The sequence below is a fragment of the Faecalibacterium sp. I3-3-33 genome, from assembly GCF_023347295.1.
In the GTDB taxonomy this organism is placed as follows: domain Bacteria; phylum Bacillota; class Clostridia; order Oscillospirales; family Ruminococcaceae; genus Faecalibacterium.
Window position 1 is genome coordinate 1,446,338 of sequence record NZ_CP094469.1, and the last position, 24,466, is coordinate 1,470,803.

General features: G+C 58.4%; 21 protein-coding genes and 1 tRNA gene. 11 read left to right on the forward strand and 11 right to left on the reverse strand.

Features of this window, described 5'->3' with window-relative positions; genetic code table 11:
- Positions 1-163: 163 nt before the first annotated feature.
- From MTP39_RS06945 to htpG, 6 genes are all read right to left on the reverse strand, one after another.
- Positions 164-931 carry a copper homeostasis protein CutC gene (locus MTP39_RS06945; RefSeq protein WP_249241989.1) on the reverse strand — a complete coding sequence of 256 codons (768 nt, stop codon included), beginning with the start codon at positions 929-931 and terminating at the stop codon, positions 164-166.
- Positions 932-997: 66 nt separating this feature from the next.
- Complete coding sequence (locus MTP39_RS06950; protein WP_249241990.1) at positions 998-1,309, reverse strand: hypothetical protein; 312 nt, start codon at positions 1,307-1,309, stop codon at positions 998-1,000.
- 14 nt (positions 1,310-1,323) lie between these two features.
- A complete protein-coding gene (galT, locus tag MTP39_RS06955) occupies positions 1,324-2,820 on the reverse strand; it encodes a UDP-glucose--hexose-1-phosphate uridylyltransferase (protein ID WP_249241991.1) in 1,497 nt (498 codons plus the stop codon).
- Positions 2,817-4,103, reverse strand: a complete 1,287-nt coding sequence (locus MTP39_RS06960; protein WP_249241992.1) for a galactokinase — start codon at positions 4,101-4,103, stop codon at positions 2,817-2,819. The genes galT and MTP39_RS06960 overlap by 4 nt, the downstream gene beginning before the upstream one ends.
- Positions 4,104-4,432: 329 nt before the next feature.
- The gene (locus MTP39_RS06965; RefSeq protein WP_249241993.1) at positions 4,433-5,539 is read right to left on the reverse strand and encodes a 5-bromo-4-chloroindolyl phosphate hydrolysis family protein; all 1,107 of its coding nucleotides are present in this window, start codon (positions 5,537-5,539) and stop codon (positions 4,433-4,435) included.
- 209 nt (positions 5,540-5,748) lie between these two features.
- Positions 5,749-7,677, reverse strand: coding sequence for a molecular chaperone HtpG (htpG, locus tag MTP39_RS06970; protein WP_249241994.1), 1,929 nt, complete (start codon positions 7,675-7,677; stop codon positions 5,749-5,751).
- Positions 7,678-7,947: 270 nt separating this feature from the next.
- Between htpG and MTP39_RS06975 the strand changes: the two genes are divergently transcribed.
- The 4 genes from MTP39_RS06975 (at position 7,948) to MTP39_RS06990 (ending at position 10,353) form a co-directional block, all read left to right on the forward strand.
- A complete protein-coding gene (locus MTP39_RS06975; protein ID WP_249241995.1) occupies positions 7,948-8,439 on the forward strand; it encodes a C-GCAxxG-C-C family protein in 492 nt (163 codons plus the stop codon).
- Positions 8,440-9,216 carry an alpha/beta hydrolase gene (locus MTP39_RS06980; RefSeq protein WP_249241996.1) on the forward strand — a complete coding sequence of 259 codons (777 nt, stop codon included), beginning with the start codon at positions 8,440-8,442 and terminating at the stop codon, positions 9,214-9,216.
- Between the two features lie 139 nt (positions 9,217-9,355).
- Positions 9,356-9,796: a hypothetical protein gene (locus MTP39_RS06985; protein WP_249241997.1), complete on the forward strand. Its 441-nt coding sequence runs from the start codon at positions 9,356-9,358 to the stop codon at positions 9,794-9,796.
- A 32-nt stretch (positions 9,797-9,828) separates the two neighbouring features.
- Entirely contained in the window at positions 9,829-10,353 is a 525-nt protein-coding gene (locus MTP39_RS06990) for an HD domain-containing protein (protein ID WP_249241998.1), read from the forward strand.
- A gap of 203 nt (positions 10,354-10,556) precedes the next feature.
- On the opposite strand, the gene MTP39_RS06995 is transcribed toward MTP39_RS06990, so the two are convergent.
- Positions 10,557-11,075, reverse strand: a complete 519-nt coding sequence (locus MTP39_RS06995) for a GNAT family N-acetyltransferase (protein WP_249241999.1) — start codon at positions 11,073-11,075, stop codon at positions 10,557-10,559.
- 203 nt (positions 11,076-11,278) lie between these two features.
- On the opposite strand from MTP39_RS06995, the gene MTP39_RS07000 reads away from it, so the two are divergent.
- The 4 genes from MTP39_RS07000 (at position 11,279) to MTP39_RS07015 (ending at position 16,536) form a co-directional block, all read left to right on the forward strand.
- A complete protein-coding gene (locus MTP39_RS07000) occupies positions 11,279-12,346 on the forward strand; it encodes an alpha/beta hydrolase (RefSeq protein ID WP_249242000.1) in 1,068 nt (355 codons plus the stop codon).
- A 23-nt stretch (positions 12,347-12,369) separates the two neighbouring features.
- The gene (locus MTP39_RS07005) at positions 12,370-13,833 is read left to right on the forward strand and encodes a transglutaminase-like domain-containing protein (protein ID WP_249242001.1); all 1,464 of its coding nucleotides are present in this window, start codon (positions 12,370-12,372) and stop codon (positions 13,831-13,833) included.
- Positions 13,834-13,895: 62 nt separating this feature from the next.
- A complete protein-coding gene (gene rmuC / locus MTP39_RS07010; protein ID WP_249242002.1) occupies positions 13,896-15,233 on the forward strand; it encodes a DNA recombination protein RmuC in 1,338 nt (445 codons plus the stop codon).
- Positions 15,234-15,354: 121 nt separating this feature from the next.
- Positions 15,355-16,536 (forward strand): FprA family A-type flavoprotein, encoded by a 1,182-nt coding sequence (locus MTP39_RS07015; protein WP_249242003.1) that lies wholly within the window; start codon positions 15,355-15,357, stop codon positions 16,534-16,536.
- Between the two features lie 188 nt (positions 16,537-16,724).
- Here the strand turns inward: MTP39_RS07015 and MTP39_RS07020 are convergent.
- Together MTP39_RS07020 and MTP39_RS07025 are read right to left on the reverse strand one after the other, a co-directional pair.
- A tRNA-Gly gene (locus tag MTP39_RS07020) sits at positions 16,725-16,800 on the reverse strand.
- Between the two features lie 65 nt (positions 16,801-16,865).
- Entirely contained in the window at positions 16,866-18,437 is a 1,572-nt protein-coding gene (locus MTP39_RS07025) for an ABC transporter substrate-binding protein (protein ID WP_249242004.1), read from the reverse strand.
- Between the two features lie 250 nt (positions 18,438-18,687).
- Here MTP39_RS07025 and murD point away from each other — a divergent pair, with 250 nt between their 5' ends.
- The 3 genes from murD (at position 18,688) to MTP39_RS07040 (ending at position 22,223) form a co-directional block, all read left to right on the forward strand.
- Positions 18,688-20,091 (forward strand): UDP-N-acetylmuramoyl-L-alanine--D-glutamate ligase, encoded by a 1,404-nt coding sequence (murD, locus tag MTP39_RS07030; protein WP_249242005.1) that lies wholly within the window; start codon positions 18,688-18,690, stop codon positions 20,089-20,091.
- Entirely contained in the window at positions 20,088-20,849 is a 762-nt protein-coding gene (locus MTP39_RS07035) for a GNAT family N-acetyltransferase (protein ID WP_249242006.1), read from the forward strand. The genes murD and MTP39_RS07035 overlap by 4 nt, the downstream gene beginning before the upstream one ends.
- Positions 20,850-20,954: 105 nt before the next feature.
- Positions 20,955-22,223, forward strand: coding sequence for a methionine gamma-lyase family protein (locus tag MTP39_RS07040; RefSeq protein ID WP_249242007.1), 1,269 nt, complete (start codon positions 20,955-20,957; stop codon positions 22,221-22,223).
- A 108-nt stretch (positions 22,224-22,331) separates the two neighbouring features.
- On the opposite strand, the gene MTP39_RS07045 is transcribed toward MTP39_RS07040, so the two are convergent.
- Entirely contained in the window at positions 22,332-22,772 is a 441-nt protein-coding gene (locus MTP39_RS07045; protein ID WP_055184558.1) for a methylglyoxal synthase, read from the reverse strand.
- A gap of 429 nt (positions 22,773-23,201) precedes the next feature.
- Positions 23,202-24,464, reverse strand: coding sequence for a glutamate-5-semialdehyde dehydrogenase (locus MTP39_RS07050; protein ID WP_249242008.1), 1,263 nt, complete (start codon positions 24,462-24,464; stop codon positions 23,202-23,204).
- Positions 24,465-24,466 lie beyond the last annotated feature (2 nt).

A 24,466-nucleotide genomic window follows, 5' to 3' on the forward strand; every position in this document is an offset into this window, starting at 1 on the left:
AATCGGGCAGCCTGCGGGCTGCCCGATTTTGCATTTTCACGGGAGGGGGCGTAATGGGAAACGGCAGAATGCAGTGCCTGTTTCCTGCGGAAACAGCTGACCTATGTGCAGACGGATGCTTTCCTATTATGCCGGAATAGGATATAAAAGTTTCGTTTGTCCGTTACAGCGCATCCAATGCGGTGCGGGCGGCGCGGATGTTTGCTTCGCTGGTCTGCCAAATCTCGAACTCCGAAAAGCCCGGCAGACCCATGGGCACACCCTCCCGCCGGAAGGTCATGCGGCTGTCCAGCACCTGCTTGCCGGAAAGGTGGAACGCCCGGGCACCAGTCTGGGCGGCAAGGGCGGGGATGTTGGCGGCAGATACGCCTGCGCCCACCAATATTTCCACTTCCTGCCCGGCAGCATCTACCAACTGCCGCAGCAGGGCAGCACCCTGCGGGGCGCTTGCGGCCTGTCCGCTGGTCAAGATGGTGGCAAGCCCCAGCTGCTTTGCAGCTTCCAGCGCGGCAAAGGGGTCGCAGCAGACATCAAAGGCGCGGTGCAGGGTGCAGTCCACGGTGCGGTGGGCTTTTTCTGCCGCCTGCCGGGCTGCGGCGTAGATGGGGCGCAGGGCATCGGTGTCCAGCGTGCCCGCCGGGGTCAGCACGCCGGTCACGATGCCGTCTGCACCGGCAGAGACCAGCTCGGCGGCGCACTCAGCCATCTGTGCCAGCTCGTAGCGGTCGTAGCAAAAATCGCCAAAGCGGGGACGGAGCAGCGCCCGCACCGGCAAGCCGGTCTCGGCCTTGACCTGACGCAGCAGGGCAGGGGAAGGGGTGGTGCCGCCGATGATCAGGTCGGCGCACAGTTCCAGCCGGTCAGCGCCGCCGCGTTTTGCCGCCAGCGCACTGGCGGTGCTGTCTACGCATACTTCCAAAGTATAATTCATTTGAATCTCCTATAATATAAAATAGAGTTGCTACACAGTTTTTTGAACGTAGCAACTCTATTTGGCTTATGTGAAAGATTGCAGTAGGGTTATAATAGTCGCAAAATCATCTGAAGAAGAATTCAATACATCAATTGCTTGTGCGATAGAATACCCTTCAAAAATATTTTTGAATTCTCTTGTCAGCCCTAGATGTCGTAAAACATTTCCTGACTTCCAACCGCGCGTTTTTTGACCATCTAAGCCAAGAACCTCAGTGTCTAACTGACAATGGCCTTTTTTATCAAACAAAAAGCCTTTTACGATTTTTGCTTTTTGGTCAAAAGTATATGTGTCAAATAAGCGGTCAGGAGTGATTTTCAGGTGTGGAAGCAACATAGAGATGGAACTCCTTATACGCTTTCAAGGAAGCGGACAAAACCGGCGCGGCCTGCTTCATCCAGCTTGTACACACCGGCATCTGCCAGCACCTGTGCGAACACATGACCCACCTCGTCCTGTAGGATGGTGTGGACGTTATCTGCGTTCAGCTCCGGGTGCTTTGCAAGAATCTCCCCGGCCCACTCGGCGTGCTTTTGCAGGGCTTCGGGGTACTCTGCGGCGGGCAGGTGCGCCACCAGCACATCTGCAAGGTCGAACAGCTCCTGCTTCAGGCGGCTGGGCAGCACAGCCAGACCCATCACTTCGATCAGGCCGATGTTCTCTTTTTTGATGTGGTGCAGCTTGGCATGGGGGTGGTACACACCCAGCGGATGCTCCGGGGTGGTGATGTTGTTGCGCAGCACGAGGTCCAGCTGATACTTGCCGTCCCGCATCCGGGCAATGGGGGTGATGGTGTTGTGGGGTTCGCCGTCGGTCTCGGCAAAGATAAAGCAGCTCTCGTCGGTGTAGCCGCGCCAAGCGGTCAGAAGCTTATCGGCCAGCTCTACAAGGCGTGCATCATCCGCACAGGTCAGGCGGATGCAGCTCATGGGCCAGTGCACGATGCCGGCCTCCACATCCTCAAAGCCGGGGAACACCCAAGCCTTTTCAATGGGAGCTTTGGCCATGGCAAATTCGTAGTGACCGCCCTGGAAGTGGTCGTGGCTCAGGATGCTGCCGCCCACGATGGGCAGGTCAGCGTTGCTGCCCACAAAGTAGTGGGGGAACAGACCTACAAAATCCAGCAGCTTGCGGAAGGTCGCCCGTTCGATTTTCATAGGGGTGTGCTGGTTATTGAACACGATGCAGTGCTCGTTGTAGTAAACGTAGGGGCTGTACTGCAAATTCCACGCGCTGTCGTTGATGGTCAGCGGGATGATGCGGTGGTTTTCGCGCGCGGGGTGGTTCATGCGGCCGGCGTAGCCCTCGTTCTCCACGCACAGCTGGCACTTGGGGTAGGCGCTCTGGGGCGCAAGCTTTGCGGCGGCAATGGCCTTGGGGTCCTTTTCCGGCTTGGACAGATTGATGGTGATATCCAAGTCACCGTATTCGGTCTTGGTGACCCATTTCAGGTCGCGCTTGATGCGGTAGCGACGGATATAGTCGGTGTCCTGACTGAACTTGTAGAACCAGTCGGTAGCGGCCTGCGGGCCTTCGTTCTCGTACCGCTCCTCAAAGTTTGCGCGCACGATGCTGGGGCGCGGGGTCAGCACGCCCATCAGCTTGGTATCGAACAGGTCGCGTGCGGTGGAGTTGTCCGCGCACACGCCGCGGGCAACGGCATCGTCCACGAGAGTCTTAAGGATGCTTTCCAGATCGGTATAGCACACCTCGCCCTCCGGGGCAGTAAAGTCGTCCAGCTGCATGGTCATCAGCAGCTGGTTGCGGATATAGATCTCGTCATCGGGCAGGATCAGCCCGGTGTCCAGCCCGTAGTTCACGAGCTGCTGGATAGCGGTGGAGATCACAGCACAGCACCTCCTTCGGGACGGATGCTCAGCACATGGCAGCGGCCAGCGCCGAGGATCTTCTCCATGTTGGTCTTAAAGTCTGCCAGCATCTCCACCGGCACAAAGGCCTGCACCGTACCGGCAAAACCGCCGCCGTGCACGCGTACAGCGCCCTTGCCGCCCAGATAGTGCTTGGCAGCGGCGATGGTTACAGCTACCTCCTGATGCTCCTTGTACCCGGCGGGGATCACATTCTGCAGATACTCCCAGCTGCTGTCGCCGGAGGCAGTCACCATCTGCAAAAAGGCGTCAAAGTCGCCCTCGCGCAGGGCAGCTACCTGCTGGGGTACGCGGTCGTTGTCGGCGTAGAAGTGGAAGGCGCGCAGCACAGCGCGGTCGCCGCACTGCTTGCGGCAGGCCGGGACATTTGCAAGGAAGGTCTCAAAGGGTACGTCCCGCAGCACTTCGCCGCCGCACACAGCGGCCACAGCGCGGCACTCGTTGGGGATGGCGGCGTACTCATCGGTCAGGTCGGCATGGTCTGCACCGGAGTCCAGAATGCACAGCGCCAGACCGGCCTTGGAAAAGTCCACCTGCACCGGCTCCACGTCGGGGTTTGCCTTGTCGGCAAAGTCGATGGTGATAATGTTGCCCACGCTGGAGGCCATCTGATCCATCAGGCCGCAGGGCTTGCCAAAGTAGACGTTCTCTGCCCACTGGCCGATCTGCGCAATGGCGATGGGGGAGACCTTTTCTGCCATGAAGCAGTCGTTCAGGATCACGCCGACCAGCACCTCAAAGGCGGCAGAGGAAGAAACGCCGCTGCCCTTGGGCACGTTAGAGGAGATGTACACGTCCAGGCCGGACAGCTTTGCGCCACGCTGACGGAAAGCCTCGCACTCGCCGCGCAGTAGGGAAGCAGTGGTGTTCTCTTCCTCCTTGCGGGCAGTCAGGTCATCAAGGTCGATAACGCACAGGTCGTAGCCCTCGCTCTGCACGCGCAGCTGGTTCAGGCTGTTGGGAGCGGCAGCAGCGATCATATCAATGTTCACGCTGCCTGCCAGCACACGGCCATGCTGGTGGTCGGTGTGGTTGCCGCCGATCTCGGTGCGGCCGGGGGCACTATACAGACCGGCCTCGGTATGTGCGCCAAAGGTGGTCTCTAACCCGTCCAGAACAGCCGCATAGCGGGCTGCCTGTGCAGGAGTTTCCTCGGGGGTGCAGCAGTACAGCGCAGCCAGACGCGCAGCGTGTGCGCCCTCGGTCAGCTCCTGCTTCCAGGTGGAAATGGACTTCATCATGGAAATTTCCTCCTACTATTATGATCGGAAAAGTTGATGCAGCCGTTCGCAGCTGCCGTAACTGCTTCTATAATAGTCAAATGCAGCGCAAAAAACCATGTGTTATTGTTGCATCTCGATGAAAAGTTGCAAAAAACGCCGGTGGAAGCTGATCGGCTGCTTGCAAACAAATAAAATAAAAATTTCTTGGGCAAATCAAAATGCTTGGCATAAATGCACACAAATCTCGGAATTTTGAGCGCAGCGTCCAAAAAAGACGGGATGGAAAATTGCACTTTGCACAAAAAATGCCCCCGCACCGATGCAGCCATCGGGTGCGGGGGTGGGGCTTAGCGGGTAAATTCGCTGCCGGTCAGTCCGTCAAGGTTCAGCATTCCTTCCAATGCGGCAATGTCGGCGTTCACGTCCAGCGCATCGGCTTGGAACAGCTTGTCCAGCTGGTTTTCAAAGGCGGTCACCAGCAGATCCATGCTGCGTTCAATGCTGTGCTTGGCCTCGGTAATGTTCGTGCCCTCCACTGCCTGCCCGGAAAGGCTGGCGTAGGTGTTCAACAGCTTGAGTGCAGTGGGCAGATAGTAGTTCATAAACTTTTGCAGCTGCGCTTTTTTGTCCGGGTCCTTTTGCGCCAGCGCAAAGATACGCCCGCTGACCTCTTCCAGCCGGGAGATCTTCTGGCTCATCACCGGGTCGGGGATGGCATTGTTCACCTCCCGCAGCTGGCGCAGCAGGGCAGCGTACTCGTCCTCTGCGGCGGGCTGAGCTTTAGGTGCCGGAGCGGGTGCGGGCTTTTTCGGCTGCGGTGCCGCGCCCCGCACCACCAGCGTGTCGGTGCGGTTGTCAATGTAGGCATCCGCGCCGAAGTATCCGTGCTCGATGGCGCTTTTTACCGCAGTGCGCCCCCGGGCAGCGTCCACCCCGGCGGCGGCAAACAACTCCGGCAAAGAGATGTTATCCCGCTCGCCCACTACTTTATCCAGCAGCCGTTCCAGCTTGCGGGTGCTCTTCATCCGCAGGCCGGTCAGCAGCGCACCGCCGCCGCCAATGGCCATGGCAATATTGGAAAACAGCTCCCCGGGGTCGGGCAGCACCTGCCATGCACCAATGATATCCACCGCATCCATCACCCCGGCAAACAGGAAAACGGCACCCATAATGGTGCAGAGGGCGGCAATATTCTTGTGCCACTGTTTGGCGCTTTTCTGCTCTGCCGTGGGGACATCGTGGCCGTAGACGGGTGCGCTCTTCCGGTCAGGCTCCGGCCCAAGGTCAGCGCGGTAATTACCCTGGGCGCGGGCGGCTTCCTGCTCCTCCTTCTGCACCTTCTGGTCGATGCCCTTCAGGATGAACAGCAGCACCCCCAACGGCCCGGACATCGCCATGACGATAAAGATGGCAATAGTGGGGATCTTTGCAAAATAATGTTTTCTCGGCTCCATGAAACAGAATTCCTTTCACAGAAAGATAAAATTAAGACCGTGTTCCACTCTATTATAGCGGAGCGCGGCCTTTTTGTTAAGGGGGTATTTCTGCTCCCGTGAAAATGCGCTTGGAGCGGTTCGCAGACTGTGACAAACGCAAAATTAAAAATTGTTGACGCAAAAAAGAAGCCGCTGCGCAAATGCAACAGCGGCCTCTCCATAAAAGTTTACTTCATCAGGCTGCAAACGGCCTCGGCATAAGCGGCGGGGTCGTCCACGGGCAGACCCTCGATCAGCTGTGCCTGTGCGTACAGCAGGGCGCTGTACTTGTTCAGCTTCTCGGTGTCACCGGCCTCCTGTGCGGCCTTCAGGGCAGCAAACACGGGGTGGTTCACGTTCAGTTCCAGCACCTTGTCGCTCTTCACACCCTCGCTGCCGGGCTGCTTGGACAGCACCTTCTCCATCTCAATGGACAGCGGGCCGTCAGCGCTCAGGCAGACGGGGTGATCCTTCAGGCGGGTGGAGACCTTGACCTCCTTCACCTTGCCGTTCAGCGCGTCCTTCATGGCGTCGAACAGAGCCTTGTTCTCGGCAGTGGCATCCTCGGCGGCCTTCTTCTCCTCCTCAGATTCCAGACCCAGATCACCGCTGTTCACGTTCTTGAACTCCACGGTGCCATCCTTGCCCTCAGCATCCTTGCGGGGATAGCTGTGCAGGATCTGCAGGCAGAACTCGTCCACGTCCTCGGTCAGCAGCAGTACGTCAAAGCCCTTGTCCAGCACCAGCTCTGCGGAGGGCAGCTTTGCCAGACGGTCGGTGGAATCGCCTGCGGCGAAGTAGATGTACTTCTGCTCGGCGGGCATCTTGTCGATGTACTCCTGCAGGGTGACCATCTTCTGCTCCTTGGCAGACCAGAACAGCAGCAGGTCGCGCAGCAGCTCGGCGTGCATGCCGTAGTCAGAGTAAGCACCGAACTTGATCTGACGGCCGAACTCCTTCCAGAACTCCTCGTACTTTGCACGGTCGTTGTTCAGCATGGCGTGCAGCTCGTTCTTGATCTTCTTTTCCAGTGCGTTGTGGATCAGCTTCAGCTGGCTGTCCTTCTGCAGCATCTCACGGCTGATGTTCAGGCTCAGGTCCTGACTGTCCACGATACCCTTGACAAAGCTGAAGTAATCCGGCAGCAGGTCAGCGCACTTTTCCATAATCAGCACGCCGGAAGCGTACAGAGCCAGACCCTTCTCGTAGTCCTTGGTGTAGAAATCGTAGGGGCGGTGGCTGGGCACGAACAGCAGGGCGTTGTAGTTGGCAGTGCCCTCGGTGCGGCTCACGATGACCCGGGCGGGGTCGGCATAATCGCCGAACTTATCCTTGTAGAAGCTGTTGTACTCCTCGTCGGTCACTTCGCTCTTCTGCTTCTTCCAGATGGGGATCATGCTGTTCAGAGTTTCCAGCTCAGTGTAGGTCTCCCACTCCGGCTTGTAATCCTCAGGTTTGGGGTCCGGTTCCGGCTTCTGACGGCTCTTTTCGCGCTCCATCTGGATGGGGTAGCGCACATAGTCGCTGTACTTCTTCACGATAGCCACAATGCCGTATTCATCCAGGAAGTTATCGTATTTCTCGGTGTCAGTATCCGGCTTGATGTGCAGAATGATCTGGGTGCCCACGGTGTCCTTCTGGGCGGGGGTCATCTCGTAGCCGTCCACACCGGAGGACTCCCACTGCCATGCCTCGTCCGAGCCATAAGCCTTGGAGATAACGGTCAGTTTATCGGCTACCATAAAGGCAGAGTAGAAGCCCACGCCGAACTGACCGATGATGTCAATGTTCTCGTCCCTGTTGTCCTTCTTAAAATCCAGAGAACCGGAGTGTGCGATGGTGCCCAGATTCTGCTCCAGCTCTTCCTTGGTCATACCGATGCCGTTATCCTCCACGGTCAGGATGCGGTTTTCCTTATCACGGGTGATGAGGATACGGAAATCGCCCTTGTTCATGCCCACGGAGGTGTCGGTCAGGCTCTTATAGTACAGCTTATCAATGGCGTCCGAAGCGTTGGAGATCAGCTCCCGCAGGAAGATCTCTTTATTGGTATAGATGGAGTTGATCATCATGTCCATCAGTTTTTTGCTTTCTGCCTGAAATTCTTTCTTGGCCATAATACAAAACCTCTTTTATCACATATTTGGTGCGCCGTGTCCGGCAGAATGCCGGAATACTTAGCACTCATAACTTCTGAGTGCTAATATACAACGACTTGCAGGGAAAATCAAGGCTTTTCATAAAAAGTTAAAATTTGTTCTCCTGTGCGCGAAGCGGCGCGCCTGGATCGTATCTTATATAAAGGGTGAAATTTTTCCTGAAAAGCTTTCCCACTTTTGCGCAGACTGTGCTATAATGGAGCGAGTATGCCGGAAGGATGTGAGAAAATGTCAAAACAGGGCGATGCCGCCTACGCATGGTTCTTAAAGGGCTACAATTGCAGTCAGAGCGTAGTGGCGGCGTTTGCACCCCAGCTTGGCTTGACCGAGGAGATAGCGCTGCGCCTTTCCGCAGGCTTTGGCGCAGGTATTGGCCGGATGCGGGAGGTGTGCGGGGCGTTCTGCGGCGTGGTGACCGTGCTGAGCATGGTCTATGCCGACCCCGCCGACCCCAAGGATAAATCCCGGATGTACGCGCTGGTGCAGCAGGCGGCAGAACAGTACCGCGCCCGCAACGGCGGCGGCAGCATTATATGCCGGGAACTGCTGGCAAAGGCGGGCGCTGCCCCTACCGGTGGCACGGCGGCAGAGGACCGCACCGCAGATTACTATAAAAAGCGTCCCTGCCCGGAATTATGCCGCCTGTGCGCAGACTTGTGCACAGAATTTATTGCGGCGCACCCGGAGGGACGGCACGGATTTTATAAGGTGGATGCGTAAATGCAGCTTGAGCAACTGGAACTGACCGGCGGCGGTACGCTGACGCTCTACCTGCGGGAGAGCGTGGAGGCTATGCCGCACTTCCGGCAGCGCCCGCTGGTGCTGGTGGTGCCCGGCGGCGGATATAACCATGTCAGCCCCCGGGAGGGCGACCCTGTGGCGCTGCAATTTGCGGCAGCCGGGTATCACACGGCGGTGCTGCACTACGCAGTAGGGGAGAGTGCCCGGGATGCGCTGCCCATGCGGCAGCTGGCACAGGCCATCGGCCTTGTGCGGCAGCACGCAGAACAGTGGAATATTTTGCCGGATCAGATCGCTTTGTGCGGCTTTTCCGCCGGCGGGCATCTGGCACTGTCCGGTGCGGTGTGGGAGATCCCCGGCATGGCAGACCAGCCGCGGCCCAACGCCCTGCTGCTGGCCTACCCGGTGGTCACCGCCGGGGAATATGCCCACAGGGACAGCTTTGTGCAGCTGACAGGCACGCAGGATGTCGCCGCCCACCAGCGCTTTACGCTGGAGGATAAGATCACCCCGGCCACACCACCGGTGTTCGTCTGGCATACCATGGAGGACGAAACTGTCCCGGTGGAAAACACCTTGCTGCTGCTGAATGCCCTGCACAAGGCAGGCGTGCCGTGCGAAGCACACCTGTTTGAAAAGGGCTGCCACGGCACCAGTATCTGCACCCCGGAGGTGGACGCCGACAGTGCCCACCGCCACTGCTGGGTGCAGCTTGCGGTGGAATGGCTGAACGATACCTTTTCCTTCCACGCCTGAGATAACCGACTAAAACAGGAAAAGCGTGTGTAAATTTTAGTCATACCTACAAAAAATTCACAAATAAACCGTTGACTTGCACAGGCGTATGCCGTATACTGTCCAACGGGGATAAAAACCACGAAAGAAGGAAACAAAAATGGTTATGGATCCCACACTGCCGCGCATCAAGGTGCGCGATCTGCTTATGCAGGCATTTCTCACCGGCTGGGAGCGCTCCGATAAGAGCACCTCGCAGGACGAGTACCTGCAAAGTTCCATTCAGGTCATTGAGATGCTGCAGGTAGAGCCGGAAAACCTCTATGCAGAGGAAGGTCTTGGCCTGCCGGACGGCGAAGAGGTGGATCATCTGGACGATCTGCTGCGGGCAGACGGCTTCTGGCTGTACTACGGAGTGGAAGCGGAAAACTTCTTCCTCATCCAGTGGTACCCGGACGAAGCTTCTGCCAATGCAAAGCTTGCACAGCTGGAAGAACTGGGCGATGGCAAGCAGTATCTGGTGGATCTGACCCTCAAGCGGACAAACCCGTCCGAGGCCGAAAACTTTGGCAATTCCAACCCGGTGCAGCTCCGCTCTTGAATCATGTTTTGAGTTGAAAGGAAATTTTGCTCATGCAGCTTTCTGTTACGGAACGCGAACGGCTTTATGCCATTCTGGAAAAATATGATCAGAACCCCAAGGTGCAGCAGATGCGAGAGTTCATCCAGCACGGGGATGTTACCACCTATCAGCACTGCAAAAACGTGGTGCTGGTCAGTTGCTGGCTGAACCACCGCCTGCATCTGGGCGCAGACGAGACCTCGCTGGCTGTCGGTGCTTTCCTGCACGATTTTTACCTGTATGACTGGCACAAAAAGGGTACCTTCCACGGCATCCGCCGCCTGTTCGAGATGCACGGCTTCTCCCACCCGGGCTGCGCCTGCGTCAATGCAGAACAGGTGTTCCATATCACCAAAAAGGAACAGAGCATCATTTCCAGCCACATGTGGCCGCTGACCTTCCGTCATGTGCCCAGCTGCCGCGAGGCCATCATCGTCTGCCTTGCCGATAAATACTGCGCTGTGGTGGAAAGCATGTTCAAGCGCAGCCGCGTGGCTGCCGCCAAAAATGCCGACGGCGAATACGACGAGTGGTAAAACTGGATCATCACAAATAAAAGGAGCTGCTGCACCAAAAAAGTGCAGCGGCTCCTTCTGCTTTACGCTCCTACTTCGTGAAGAGGTAGGCCGGGAAAATCCGCAGATTTTCCCGGCCTACAAATAAAAATGATCATTCCGCTAAAAATGGTCAGAGCGCAGCGGAGACCATATCCAATCGTTAGCCTGCACCAAGCGGCTGGTTACAGCTTTTTGAACCCCTCCGGTTCGTCTGCGGCGGCGCGGCGCTCCATCAGGTAGGTGTCCAGCCAGCGGCCGTGACAGTCCCGTGCAATGCGTTCCCGGCGTCCCACCAGCCGGAAACCGCACTTGGCGTGCAGGGCACGGCTGGCGGCGTTATCCTGTAAAACGGTGGATTGCAGCGTCCAGTACCCGGCCTTTTCGGCAGCAGCGCACAGGGCGCTCAAAAGCCGAAAGCCCAGCCCGTGCCCCCGGAACTGCTCGCCTACATAGATGCTTACCTCGGCTACGCCCCGGTAGCACCAGCGGGGGTCTACCCGGTGCAAGGCGCACCACCCCGCCAGCACCCCGCCGGAAAGGATGACCAAGCGGCACTCCTTTGTGTGGGAAGCGTCCCACGCGGTGTAGGGCGGGCATTCGGTCTGGAAGGTGGCGTATTCCGTAGCGATGCCCTCAACATAGATTCTGGAGACTGCGCTCCAGTCCTCCGGCGTCATAGGCCGGATGATGATCTTATCCATACTTTCATCCTCGGCGGGCCGAAAAATGCCCGCACTCTCTTTCCACTCCCGGATAAATTTCAGTATAGCAGAATTTGCCGGACGGTACAAGAAGCGGACTGCACAGAAATTGCTTTGACATCCCACCCGTTTGTGATACAATAAGGGAACAAGAATACGGAGCGGGGCAGTGCAGGGGCGTGCTGTCCTCCCATGGAGGATGTATGAAGAAAACTGTACATGTGCTGCTGTGTATGGTATGGCTTGTGCTTTGTGCGGCGCTGTCTGCCTTTGGCGCAGAGAGCGCACCCCATGTTACTGCGGAAACTACGATGGCACAGCTGCGCGCGAACCCGGCGATCCAAGGGACCGGCTATTATACATATTGCCGCGAGATGACACCGCTGATGGTGGAGCGATGGAAAAACAAGACTCTGCACGATTATTTTGGCAATACCGACCGGGAATCCGGCATTGCTGCGCTGAACCTTATCATTGATAACTATAACAAGGGCGTCAAGGTCACCTATCAGGTCTACACCCCGGAAGAGATCGAGCAGAATTCCAGTCTGGGCTGTGTGCAGTTGTTCTATTACCCGGCAGAGACGCCCAACGCCAAAACGGCTATCGTGATCCCCGGCAATGCCCTGACCATGACCTCCGAGATGGGCGAGGGCGGCTCCACCGCCTACGAGCTGCATAAACGGGGCTATGCTGTGTTCGTGCTGCGCTACCGCACCTTCTTGGATCTGGGCAATAACGCCCCGCTTCAGGATCTGGCACGGGCGGTGCAGCTGGTGACGAGCCTTGACGAGGAGCTTTCCATCCAGACACAGGACTATGCGCTGGTAGGCTACTCCTCCGGTGGTCAGCTTGCGGGTGTGTTTGCGAACAAGGAGCGCGGCTACGGCCATTACGGCGTTGCAAGACCCGGCGCATTGCTGCTGGGTTATTCAGTTGTGAACTTTTCAGAGGTAAAGATCGCGTATCAGGCGTTTATGGATACCGGCAACTATGGATGGCACTATTACTGCTCCAGTGTGGCAGATCTTATCACGGATGATTATCCGCCGGTATTTTTCTGGTACGGGAAGGATGACAAGGTGCTGCCATGGATGATCAATCAGGTGCAGGGCCCGGCGCTGCAAGCAGCGCTGGAAGCTCATAAGGTGCCTTATGTTGTAAAAGTGTTTGAGTCTGCACCCCATTGCATCGGGGTAGGCGATACCACCGATGCCGAGGGCTGGCTGACGGAAGCCGTAGCTTTCTGGGAGCAGCAGACCGCTGCCTGACCATAAATAAAAAGGAGTAGAGCATGATGGATCAGAATACTTGTTTTGCATACCTGAATATGGAGCTGCCGGACGATATCCGCCGCCTGAAGGAGGCAGGCTATTACGATGCCGCCATTGCGCGTATCGATGCCTGTCTGGCCGAGGACTGGACTGCCAGCCAGAACCAGCCCCTGCACCCGCAGGGTGCGCTGCCTGTAAACCCCACCCCCCACGGCGTGGATGCGTGGCGGCAGGGTCTGCTGGCACACCGGGAAATTTTGCGCCGTCTGCCGCGGGACTACACTCTCACCGCCGAGCAGCTGCTGAACCAGCTGCAGGCCACCCTGCGGGACTTTACCGCCGAGGAGTTCGCTGCGCTGGACGCTGCCGGGCAGATGGACTGGCGCTTTGTGGAAGGGCAGAAGCGCTATATCTACCGCGCCGCCGAAACGCTGGTGGCTACCCATCCCGACCTTGCCGCCCGTCAGCTGGACCCGCCCGTCCCGGAGCGCAGCTGGGATCGTTTTGAGCCCCAGCACGACCAGATGGTGCGCACCGGTGCAGTCAGTGCAGACATCACCCTGCGCACCAGCATCGGCATGACCGACGAGACCTTTGCCCGCGCCCTTGCCGCTGCAAAGGCTGAGGGCAGAAACACCGTACACGTCAAAGTATGGCTGCCGCTGCCTGCTGCCTGCCCGGCACAGAGCAATATCACGCTGGACAGCTTTACCGCCCAGCCCACTTATATTGCGCCGGAAACTGCACCCCAGCGTACCGCGTACTGGGAGGCAGACCTTGCCGAGAATTGCCGTTTTGGCGCACAGTACAGCTACCGCAGCACCGCGCACTACGCTGCCCCGCTGGAATTGCACGCCGACCCCGTGCAGCCGGATTTTGACACCGCCGAGCAGCTGCCCCACATCGCCTTTACCCCCTATATGAAGGCACTGGCTGCCCAGCTGACCGAGGGTATCACTGACCCGGTGCAGAAGGCAAAGCGCATTTACGATTTTGTCACCCTGAACGTGCACTATCACTTCCAGCCCATGTATTTTGTGCACGAGAACATCACCGATAACTGCGCCCGCAGCCGCCGGGGAGATTGCGGCGTGATGGCAGCTACCTTTATCACACTTTGCCGCATTGCAGGCATCCCGGCAAAGTGGCAGAGCGGCATGGTGGCACGGCCGGAGACAGCCGGCTGCCACGACTGGGCAATGTTCTACATTGCGCCCAAGGGCTGGATGTACGCCGATTGCTCTGCCGGTGCGTCTATGGCGCGTGCGGGCAACGAGAAGATGCGCCTGCACTACTTCGGCAATCTGGACACCGACCGCATGGTAGCTAACAGCGATATCTGCGCGCCCTTCGACCCGCCCATGTGCGCCTTCCGCGCCGACCCCTGTGATAATCAGGTGGGCGAGATGGAGGTAGACGGTGTGGGTCTGTACGGCCAGCAGGTGGAGACCACGCAGGAGATCGTAAAGCATCAGGAAGTATAAGCATATCCGGGTCTGCCATTACCGCAAGACCCGGATTTTTGAGTTAAAAGGAGAACTGATTCATGGAATTTTTGGCAGGACTGTACACGCTTCTGCTGGTAGTCATCTGTCTGCTGCAGGCGCTTTTGCTGTACCGCACCGGCAAGCCCGCTGCCCGGCAGGACGATGAAGCCCTGAAGGAGTGGCTACGCCAGCAGCTGGAAGCACAGGCGCGGGTGTTGGAAGAAAAACAGACGCAGCAGGCACAGCAGAATCTGGCCGCGATGGCGCACATCAGCGATACCCTTCAAACCGCAGTGCAGGGCATGAGCAGCACCCTGACGGCGGGGCAGAATGCCCAGCAGCAGACCATGGAGCAGCGCTTGCAGGGGCTGGAAGCCTCCAACGCCCGCAAGCTGGAGGAGATGCGCAAAACGCTGGCAGACGGTCTTGCCGCCATGCAGGCACAGAACGCTCAGAAGCTGGACGAGATCCGCCACACCGTGGACGAGCAATTGCAGGACGCACTGCAAAAGCGGGTGACTGAAAGCTTTAAGGCGGTCAACGACCAGCTGGAACAGGTGTACAAGGGCTTGGGCGAGATGCAGAGCCTTGCTGCCGATGTGGGCGGGCTGAAGCAGGTGCTTTCCGGCGTCAAGACCCGCGGCATTCTGGGCGAGATCCAGCTGGGCGCAATTCTGGAAGAAATCCTTGCGCCGGAGCAGTACGACACCAACGTAGCCACCATCCCCGGCAGCACCCAGCGGGTGGAGTACGCCATCCGGATGCCCGGCGTGGACGGCGGCAGCGTCTGGCTGCCCATCGATTCCAAGTTTCCCGGCGATACCTACGCCCACCTGCAGGATGCACAGGCCTCCGGCGATGCGCAGGCTGTGGAAAACGCCCGCCACGCGCTGGAACTGGTGCTGCGCAGCGAGGCAAAGGATATCCGGGAAAAATATGTGGAACCGCCCTACACCACAGCTTTCGGCATCCTGTTTCTGCCCTTTGAGGGGCTGTACGCCGAGGTGGTGAACGCCGGGCTGCTGGAGGTTTTGCAGCGGGATTATCAGGTGAACGTGGCCGGTCCCAGCACCATGGCAGCATTGCTCAACAGCCTGCAAATGGGCTTCAAGACCCTTGCCATCCAGAAGCGCTCCGGCGAGGTGTGGCGGCTGCTGGGTGCGGTCAAAACCGAGTTCGACAAGTTTGGGCAGGGGCTTTCCAAAATGCAGCAGCGCCTGCGCCAGACCGATGAAGAGCTGGACAACCTCATCGGGGTGCGCAGCCGCGCCATCAGCCGCAAGCTGCGTGCAGTGCAGACGCTGGACGAGAACACCGCCGCCGCGCTGCTGGAGCTGGACACTGAGCCGGGCAGACCAGTAGCGGCACGTCTGCCGGAGAGCGGGGAAGAGGTTTGATGTGCAGAACTTCTCTGCGTTATCCCTTGCGAAATTTATGACAATGTGGTATTATAGGAATTGTTCTTATAAATTTTTGCCAATTCACGGCACAACATAAAACAAAAGGAGTCTGAACGGTATGAGCATGAAAAAAATCAGCGAAGCCATTCTTGGTGTAGGCGTGGACGATACTACCATCGACCTGTTCGAGAGCCAGTATCCGGTGCCCACCGGGGTCAGCTATAATTCCTATGTCATTCTGGACGAAAAGACCACCATTCTGGACACGGTGGACGCCCGCGCCACTGAGCCTTGGCTGGAAAACCTTGCCGAGGCACTGGGCGGCTGCAAGCCCGCCTATCTGGTTGTCTCCCACATGGAGCCGGACCACGGTGCCAACGTGGCAAAGCTGGCAGCCCTCTACCCGGAAATGCAGGTGGTGGGCAACGCCAAGACCTTCCAGTATATGGAGCAGTTCTTTGGCGCAGATGCCATTGCTCCGGAGCGCCGCGTGGTGGTGAAGGACGGCGAGAGCCTGAGCCTTGGCGCCCACACCCTCACCTTTGTGTTTGCCCCCATGGTGCACTGGCCGGAGGTCATGGTCAGCTACGAGAGCAGCGAGAAGGTGCTGTTCTCCGCCGATGGCTTTGGCCGCTTTGGCGCTGTGGCAAAGTTTGACGAAAACGCCGACTGGGCCAGCGAAGCCCGCCGCTACTACCTGAACATCGTGGGCAAGTACGGCCCGCAGGTGCAGGCACTGCTCAAAAAAGCTGCGGCACTGGACATCAAGACGATCTGCCCGCTGCACGGCCCGGTGCTTACCGGCGATCTGAGCAAGTACCTGAACTACTACGATCTCTGGTCCAGCTACAAGGCTGAGGAGCCGGAAAAGATCCTGGTAGCCAGCGCATCCATCCACGGCCACACTCGCGCCGCCGCCCACACCATGGCTGAAAAGCTGCGCGCACAGGGCGCAAAGGTGGTGGAGATGGACCTGACCCGCACTGATGTGTCCTACGCCGTCACCGAGGCTTTCCGCTGCGGCAAGATCGTGTTGGCCTGCGCCACCTACGATGGCTTCCTCTTCCCGCCGATGGAGAACCTGCTGGCTCACCTCAAGACCAAGAACTTCCAGAACCGCACCGTCGGCCTGATGGAAAACGGCACTTGGGCACCCATGGCTGCAAAGCTTATGCATGCAGAGCTGGAGAGCATGAAGAACATCACCCTCTGCGAGAATGTGGTCACCATCCGCTCTGCCGCCAACGCCGCCGCTGAGGCACAGATGGACGCCCTTGCCGCAGAACTCGTGGCAAAGTAACACGATATAAAATCAGTTGAACGCAAACACTCCCGGGTCTTCCTATAAAAAGCCCGGGAGTGTTTTTTTTGGCAGTCTAATGGGGAGTTTACGAGGCGTTAGCACGAAATTTTACGTCATTTTTTGAAATGGACACAAACAAAAAAGCGGTAAAACGAACAAATTCTGAACGCTTCACCGCTATATTTTGGAGCAGGATACGGGACTCGAACCCGCCGCCTACTGCTTGGGAAGCAGTCGCTCTACCGGATGAGCTAACCCTGCAAGTGCTCCATTATTGTAACAAAGCAGGGCAGGAATGTCAAGGCTTTTCCGCACGAAATTTGCGGTCAACTCATTTTGGCCCAAGTCAGGTCCAGCACAGGGAAAAACGGGTCGAATACCAAGTCGCGCACGCCATTTGCCAGCAGCAGACGCTTCTGCTGTGCCATCAGGGGCACTACGGTGCAGCTTTCCAGCAGCTGCCGCTCGCACTGCGCCAACAGAGCGCAACGGTCCTTGCCGGTCTGCTGTGCGCTCAGTGCCAGCCGGTCGGCATAAACAGTATCGGCATAGCCGGTCAGGCTACCTCCCTCAGTGGTGAACTGCTGCAGCATCTGGTACACGCTGCCGCCCTCGGCACGGATGGGCGCAAGGGCAATGGTGTATTTCCCGGCGGCAATGCGGGCGTCAAATTCGTCTTGTTCTACCTCCTCCACCGAGAAGAACAGGGAGCACTCCTTCTGCCATGCGCTGTTGATCTGGTCGGCCAGTTCGCCCAGCCCGGCGTTCTTGGGCAGCAGCAGGGTCACGCCGGAAAAATCCGAGGTCGCCATGCCCTGCCGCGCAGCCAGATACAAGGCCTTCGGCTCCGGGATGGTGGGCAGGGGATTCCCGGCAGTCTCGCGGTAGTCCAGACCGTCCACGGTCAGACCCTCCGGCACAAGCCCCTTTGCGGCGGCGTACAGGCCGCTGGAGGGCACATCGGCGTTTTCCCGGGCAATCCCGGCCAGCGCCTGCCGCAGCTGCTGGTTCTGGAACACCGACCCCTCCGCCGCGTTGAACAGCAGCGCCCATGTGGTGTCGGAATAGCTTACGGTCTGTAAGCTGGTGGCTTCGCCGCTCTCGTCCAGCGCTGCCGAGCATTTGTCGTCGGCAATAAGCTGGGCTGCGCTTTTGCCGCTGCCGCTGGTGTCCTGCACCAGACGCAGACTGCCGACCAGTGGGCTTTCCACGGTGCGCCGCAAAAACAGGCCGTTCGTCGTCCAGTTATACAGGTAAAAGCTGCCGCTTGCAAGCGTAGTCTTGGCAGTCAGCCCATAGGTGCCCCGGGTGCTCTCAAAAAAGGCCTCGTCACAGGGGGCTGCACCGGGCAATGCCAGCTTTGCTAAGAAGTTATCGTCCCGCTCACTCAGCCGGAACACCAACGTCAGCGCCCCATTGGCCGAAACGCCCAGACTGCTTTCGTCCGCCAGTCCCGCTTGCACGGCGGCGCTGTTCTGGATGGCGGAAAACTCCACCGCATAGGGCGAGGCGGTATCGGCGCGGAAAATACGCCGGAACGCAAACACAAAGTCCTCGGCGGTAATGTCGTACTCTGTGGCGGCACCCTTGGCGGCTGCGTAGGTCAGGCCGTCCTTCAGGGTAAAGGTGTAGGTCAGCCCGTCCGAGGACACCGTCCACTTCTCACAGAGCCCCGGCACAAGTTCACCGTCCGGGTCCTTGCGCACCAGTGTGCCGTACAGGTTCTCGCAGGCGATGACATCCGACGCAGCGGAAGCCACCTGCGGATCCAGATTTGCGGGGATGCTGTCCACGAACCATGTAAAGCTGGCAGAGTTTGTGGAGCTGCCGCAGCCGGTCAGGGCAAAAAGAAACGCAGCAGCCAGTACCGCTGCGGTAAAACGCAACCATCGTTTCAAAAAGAATAACCTCATTCCGTTCATCTTCGCGCAGAAACGGCAAAAAGCGCTCTGCAACGACAAGTGTAGCAGAAAGCAGCAGAAAAAACAATTGCCTTTTTGTGAATTTATCGGGCTTTTTGAAGCAGACTGTGCGGTTTTCCGTTGCCAATTGCGCGCAAATGGACTATAATGGTACAGCAAAGTGATCCCCGCGCTGCCCGTGCGGCGCAGTGTTATACCATGATCCTATAGAGGAGGAACTGTTTTTATGCAGAAAGATCAGCAGAAGCTTGCCCAGCTTATTCAGGGCAAAAAGGTCGCCTTTATCGGCGCAGGCGTCAGCCACAAGACCCTCATCAAGGAGTTTGTGGAGCTGGGCGCTCATGTGACCCTGTGCGACCAGAAAAAGAGCGTGGAGGACTTTGGCGATTACGCCGCCACCATCCGGGAGCTGGGTATTGACCTGAGCCTTGGCGAAAACTATCTGGACGGCTTCAAGGGACAGGACATCATCATGCGCACCCCGGGCTTTGTGGGCTACTTTGAAAAGCCCCTGCAGGATGCCATGGCTGCTGGTACCATGGTCACCAGTGAGGTGGAACTGTTCTTCGACTTCTGCCCCTGCGAGATCGTGGCCGTGACCGGCTCGGACGGCAAGACCACCACCACCACCCTTATCTCCAAGTTCTACGAGGCTGCAGGCCGCAAGGTGCATTTGGGCGGCAACATTGGCGCAGCGCTGCTGCCCATGCTGCCGGAGGTGTCCCCGGAGGATGTGGCTGTGGTAGAGCTTTCCAGCTTCCAGCTGATCAGCATGCACGCAAGCCCCAACATTGCGGTGGTCACCAACGTGACCCCGAACCATCTGGACCACCACAAGGACATGCAGGAATACATCGATGCCAAGCGCAATATCCTGCTGTACCAGAAGCAGCCCTGCCGCGCCGTGCTGGGCTATGAGAACGAGATCAGCCGCTCCATGCAGGCAGACTGCAAGGGCAAGCAGGTGTGGTTCACCCGCCTGCACGATACCGACAACGGTGCTTTCCTGCGCAAGGAGGACGGCATGCTCTGCATGGCTGAGGATGGCGTCGTGACCCCTTTCCTTGCCCAAAAGGACATCAAGCTGCGCGGTCTGCACAACATCGAAAACCTGCTGGCTGCGGCCGCTGCTGTGTGGGGCGAGGTGCCCGTAGAAGCCATCCGTCAGGTGGGCAGCACCTTCACCGGTGTGGAGCACCGCATCGAGCCGGTGCGCACTCTGGACGGCGTGCTGTACTATAACGACTCCATCGGTACCAGCCCTACCCGCACCATTGCCGGTCTGCGCAGCTTTGACCGTAAGGTCATCCTCATCGCGGGCGGCTACGATAAGCACATCCCCTACGAGCCGCTGGCACCGGAGATCATCGCCCACGTCAAAAATCTGGTGCTGATGGGCGCTACCGGCCCCCGCATCGAGCAGGCTGTGCGGGAGTGCCCCGGCTTTGACGAGACTGCGCTGCCCATTCAGCACGCAGATAACATGCAGCACGCCGTAGAGCTGGCGCGTGCCGCCGCAAAGCCGGGCGATATCATCATTCTGTCCCCGGCAAGCGCCTCCTTTGATCTGTATCCCAACTTTGAAGTGCGCGGCCGCGAGTTCAAAAAGATCGTCAACGCGCTCAAGTGATTGCACAGGTAAAGGATGCAAAGCGCCGTACCCGGTTCGCGAATGCCTGCCGGGGTCTGCCGGTGCTGGACGCTCTGCTGCCGCTGGACTGTGCGCTCTTTCGCAAAAGTCAGCCGTGGCGGTTCTACGCGGGTTCCACGCTGGCACTGGAACTTTCCGGCAGCACGGCATGGCTGGCGGGGCACGCAAACCCAGCAGAGCTGGCAAGCTTTTTGTCCTTCTGCGGGTGCGAGAGTGCCATTCTGGACGAGACTGTCTGCCCGCCGCCGGACGGCTGGCACAAGGCAGAAACGCTGACCGTGTTCGGTCTGCCGCAGACTGGGCCGCTGCCCCTGCCCGCCGTGGACGAAGCCTTGTGGGCGCAGCTGACCCTCTGTCGGGAAGCGCCCGCCGCCCGGGTGGCAGCAGCACTTTACCCCGCAGACCCCGCCCGGCAGGCAGACTTTTACTCAGAACTGTGCACAAAGCGCAGCCGGGGCAGGGCAATGGCGTGGACATTGGAGCAGGGTAGCGCGGTCGTCTGCACCGTGGGTGCTTATGCCCTGTGCAATGGGCAGGCCTACATGGCCTGCGGGCAGACCGCAGAGCCGCTGCGGGGCAGAGGCATCGGCGGGCGGCTCATTGTGGAAATGGCAAACAGCCTTGCCGCTGAAGGGCTGCGCCCGGTGTTCCTCTGCGCACCGGAGCGGGTGCGGTTTTATGCCCGCCTTGGCTTTGCAAAGCAGGCAGAGTATGCCCGCTATGTGCCCGAAAAATAATAAAGCTTTTTGCGCAAAATGCCAGTTCTCCCGAAAGGAAGAACTGGCATTGCAACACAACGGCTCAGAGAGCCGAAAATAACAGGAAGGAACTATCACGTTATAATGTCGATTCTGAACCACTTTTTTGATTACAAGCCCGAGGTACTGGCGCTGGATGAAAAGGCTATGGAGCTGTGCCAGCCCTATTTCCGCCAGATGGAGGAGATCCGGGACTTCAACCAGCTGAAGATGCTCAAGGCCTTTGCCGATACCCAGATGTCCTCCACCGATATGCTGGGCACCACCGGCTACGGCCTGTGGGATACCGGCCGCGCCAAGCTGGAGCAGATCTTTGCGCAGGTCATGGGCGCAGAGGATGCGCTGGTGCGCAGCCAGTTCCAAAGCGGCACCCACACGCTGGCGGTGGCGCTGTTCGGTCTGCTGCGGGCAGGGGATACCCTGCTGGCCGCCACCGGCCGTCCCTACGATACGCTGGAGGGCGTCATCGGTCTGGACGGCAAGGGCAAGGGCACTGGTACCCTGATGGACTACGGCGTGAACTATGACGAAGCCCCTCTCAAGGCCGACTTCACCCCGGATTACGACCTGATCGCCCAGAAAGCCCCCGGCGCAAAGGTATGCCATATCCAGCGCAGCCGCGGCTATTTACAGCGCAACGCCTTTGATCTGGCCACCATCCGCAAAATTGCCGATACCGCCCGCGCCGCAAACCCGGAGATCATCATCTTTGTGGACAACTGCTACGGCGAGTTCACCCAGACGCAGGAACCCTGTCAGGTGGGCGCGGATATCGCAGTGGGCAGCCTGATCAAGAACCCCGGCGGCGGCATTGCTCCCACCGGCGGCTACATCGTGGGTCGCAAGGATCTGGTGGAACTGTGCGCTTACCGCCTGAACGCCCCTGGCCTTGGCAAGGAGCTGGGTTGCACGTTGGAGACCCCCCGGGATATGTATCTGGGCTTCTACTACGCCCCCGGCGTGGTGTGCGAGGCTATCAAGACCGCCATCTACGCCCAGTGCATGCTGGAGCTGCTGGGCAAAAAGCCCATCCCGCGCTACTGCGAGGATCACAACGATATCGTTACCTGCTTTGATGCCGGTACGGCGGAGGCGCTCATCGGCTTCTGTCAGGGGATTCAGGCTGCCAGCCCCGTGGACAGCTACGCCGCCCCGGAACCCAGTCCGGAGCCGGGCTATACCGATGAGGTGGTTATGGCCAGCGGCAGCTTTACGCAGGGCAGCACCATCGAGCTTTCCTGCGATGGCCCTCTGCGCGCCCCCTATACCTGCTACCTGCAGGGCGGCTTGAACTTTGCAGCCAGCCGCGCCGGTGTGCTGCTGGCTATCCAGAAAGCATATTTTAAGGAGTAATGTTTGCCCGGTGGGCAAATAACACGCAAACAAAAAGGAGCTATCGCACAACACGCTGCGATAGCTCCTTTTTTCCCTCTATACACAAAGTAACACACAAATAAACGCTTACACGGCACGAGCCTGCACCACGGGGATCGGCTCGATCAAGGCCGGGTGCATCCCCTCACGGTAGTCCAGATCTCCCTGATCCAGACCGCGCAGCAGCACCTCTGCGGTAGCAATGTTGGTAGCAATGGGTACGCTGTGCATATCGCACAGGCGCAGCAGATTCTGCTCGGTCAGGCTGGCGGCATCGGCCTTCAGCGGGTCGCGGAAGAACAGCACCAGATCCACTTCATCGCAGGCAACGCGGGAGGTGATCTGCTGCACACCGCCCAGCTTACCGGAGAGGTAGCAGTGCACCGGCAGGCCGGTGGTCTGCGCAAGCATCCGACCGGTGGTACCGGTGGCGATAACATTATTGCGGGAAAGGATGGCACTGTAAGCGGTACAGAATTGCAGAGCCAGTTCTTTGCGGGAATCATGGGCAAGAATTGCAATCGTCATAAGATGCTCTCTCCTTTACTTATTTTTACATAGTACCAGTTGTGATGTACGAATTTTGAAATCCTGTGAAACGGAAGTGAAATCGATATCAAATCTTACAATATAGTTTTACCGCATCAAAAACGCTCTGTCAAGAGAAAATTTTGCTTTTTTGACCTATAAAAACATAAAAGTACTACTTTTACATTGTGAGAAACGGCAAATTCTTGGATACATAACACCATCCAAGAGAATCCATTTTCTAGGAAAAGTGAAATATTTTTCACTTGAATCGAAATACAGTCCATCCCGATAAAACAAAAATACAGGCCAAAGCAACTTGCATCGGCCTGTACAGGAAATTTTTTTCAACTATGAAAAACTTACCTGCCGCGCCCACAGAGTGGACGGAATTGTAAAAAAATTATGAAGAAGCCGGGACAGGGGAGATCAGCGAATCTGCCCGTCACCGTGGATAACGTACTTGTAGCTGCAAAGTTCCTCCAGCCCCATGGGGCCCCGGGCGTGCAGCTTCTGAGTGGAAATACCCATCTCGCAGCCCAGACCAAACTCGCCGCCGTCCGTAAAGCGGGTGGAGCAGTTCACATACACAGCGGCGCTGTCTACCGCAGCGGTGAACCGGTCGGCGTCTGCCTGCGTCCGGGTCAGAATGGCCTCGCTGTGGCCGGTGGAGTGCTGCGCAATGTGGGCAATGGCTTCGTCCACGCTGTCCACCACCTTGACGGCAAGGATGTAGTCCAGAAACTCGGTGTCAAAGTCCGCAGGGCCGGCGGGTGTGCCGGGAATAATGGCGGCGGCGCGTGCGTCCAGCCGCAGCTCTACCGGCAGCTTGCCCGCAGCCACGCGGTCGGGGCCAAGACGCTGTGCGAGCTTGGGAAGAAACTCCTGTGCAATGGCAGAGTGCACCAGACACACCTCCTCGGCGTTGCACACGCTGGGGCGGCTGGCCTTGGCGTTTTCAATAATGTCCAGCGCCTTGGCCTGATCGGCGGTGTCGTCCACAAAAATGTGGCAGATACCGGTACCGGTCTGGATGCAGGGTACCTTGGCATTCTCCACGCAGGCGCGGATCAGCCCTGCGCCGCCCCGGGGGATCAGCAGATCCACATAGCCCACGGCGGTCATCAGGGCGTTGGCAGAAGCGTGGGTGGTATCCTCGATCAGGCAGACCGCGTTTTCCGGCAGGCTGTTCTCCCGCAGCCCCTGCCGCAGAGCCTGCACAATGGCGTTGGCGCTGCGCCATGCTTCCTTGCCGCAGCGCAGGATGCAGGCGTTGCCGCTCTTGATAGCAAGGGCGGCGGCATCGCTGGTCACGTTGGGACGGCTCTCGTAGATGATGGCAATCACGCCCATGGGCACGGCGGTCTTTTCGATTACCAGCCCGTTGGGGCGCTCCACCCGCTTCAGCACCCGGCCCACCGGATCGGGCAGGGCGGCAACCTCTTCAATGCCCTTTGCCATGGCGCGGATGCGCTCCTCGGTCAGGGCAAGACGATCCAGCATCACCTCGCTGATATGTCCCTTTGCAGCGGCCATATCGTCGGCGTTGGCGGAAAGGATGGCAGTCATGCTATCCGGGCTGCACAGCTGCGCAGCCATACTGTGCAGTGCCTGTGTGCGGGTAGCGCCATCAGCCAGTGCCAGCGCAGCCTTTGCCCCGCGGGCGGCTTCCAGAATTTCCTGTGTAGTCATAG

Bases quoted from the DNA above. Each gene is read 5' to 3' on its own strand.
- MTP39_RS06980 (WP_249241996.1), top strand. From the start codon at position 8,440: ATGCAGCTTGAGCAACTGGAACTGACCGGCGGCGGTACGCTGACGCTC.
- MTP39_RS06965 (WP_249241993.1), bottom strand. From the start codon at position 5,539: ATGGAGCCGAGAAAACATTATTTTGCAAAGATCCCCACTATTGCCATC.
- murD (WP_249242005.1), top strand. From the start codon at position 18,688: ATGCAGAAAGATCAGCAGAAGCTTGCCCAGCTTATTCAGGGCAAAAAG.
- MTP39_RS06995 (WP_249241999.1), bottom strand. From the start codon at position 11,075: ATGGATAAGATCATCATCCGGCCTATGACGCCGGAGGACTGGAGCGCA.
- MTP39_RS06985 (WP_249241997.1), top strand. From the start codon at position 9,356: ATGGTTATGGATCCCACACTGCCGCGCATCAAGGTGCGCGATCTGCTT.
- MTP39_RS06990 (WP_249241998.1), top strand. From the start codon at position 9,829: ATGCAGCTTTCTGTTACGGAACGCGAACGGCTTTATGCCATTCTGGAA.
- htpG (WP_249241994.1), bottom strand. From the start codon at position 7,677: ATGGCCAAGAAAGAATTTCAGGCAGAAAGCAAAAAACTGATGGACATG.
- rmuC (WP_249242002.1), top strand. From the start codon at position 13,896: ATGGAATTTTTGGCAGGACTGTACACGCTTCTGCTGGTAGTCATCTGT.
- MTP39_RS07015 (WP_249242003.1), top strand. From the start codon at position 15,355: ATGAGCATGAAAAAAATCAGCGAAGCCATTCTTGGTGTAGGCGTGGAC.
- MTP39_RS07005 (WP_249242001.1), top strand. From the start codon at position 12,370: ATGATGGATCAGAATACTTGTTTTGCATACCTGAATATGGAGCTGCCG.
- MTP39_RS06975 (WP_249241995.1), top strand. From the start codon at position 7,948: ATGTCAAAACAGGGCGATGCCGCCTACGCATGGTTCTTAAAGGGCTAC.
- MTP39_RS06945 (WP_249241989.1), bottom strand. From the start codon at position 931: ATGAATTATACTTTGGAAGTATGCGTAGACAGCACCGCCAGTGCGCTG.
- MTP39_RS06960 (WP_249241992.1), bottom strand. From the start codon at position 4,103: ATGATGAAGTCCATTTCCACCTGGAAGCAGGAGCTGACCGAGGGCGCA.
- MTP39_RS06950 (WP_249241990.1), bottom strand. From the start codon at position 1,309: ATGTTGCTTCCACACCTGAAAATCACTCCTGACCGCTTATTTGACACA.
- MTP39_RS07040 (WP_249242007.1), top strand. From the start codon at position 20,955: ATGTCGATTCTGAACCACTTTTTTGATTACAAGCCCGAGGTACTGGCG.
- MTP39_RS07045 (WP_055184558.1), bottom strand. From the start codon at position 22,772: ATGACGATTGCAATTCTTGCCCATGATTCCCGCAAAGAACTGGCTCTG.
- MTP39_RS07000 (WP_249242000.1), top strand. From the start codon at position 11,279: ATGAAGAAAACTGTACATGTGCTGCTGTGTATGGTATGGCTTGTGCTT.
- MTP39_RS07050 (WP_249242008.1), bottom strand. From the start codon at position 24,464: ATGACTACACAGGAAATTCTGGAAGCCGCCCGCGGGGCAAAGGCTGCG.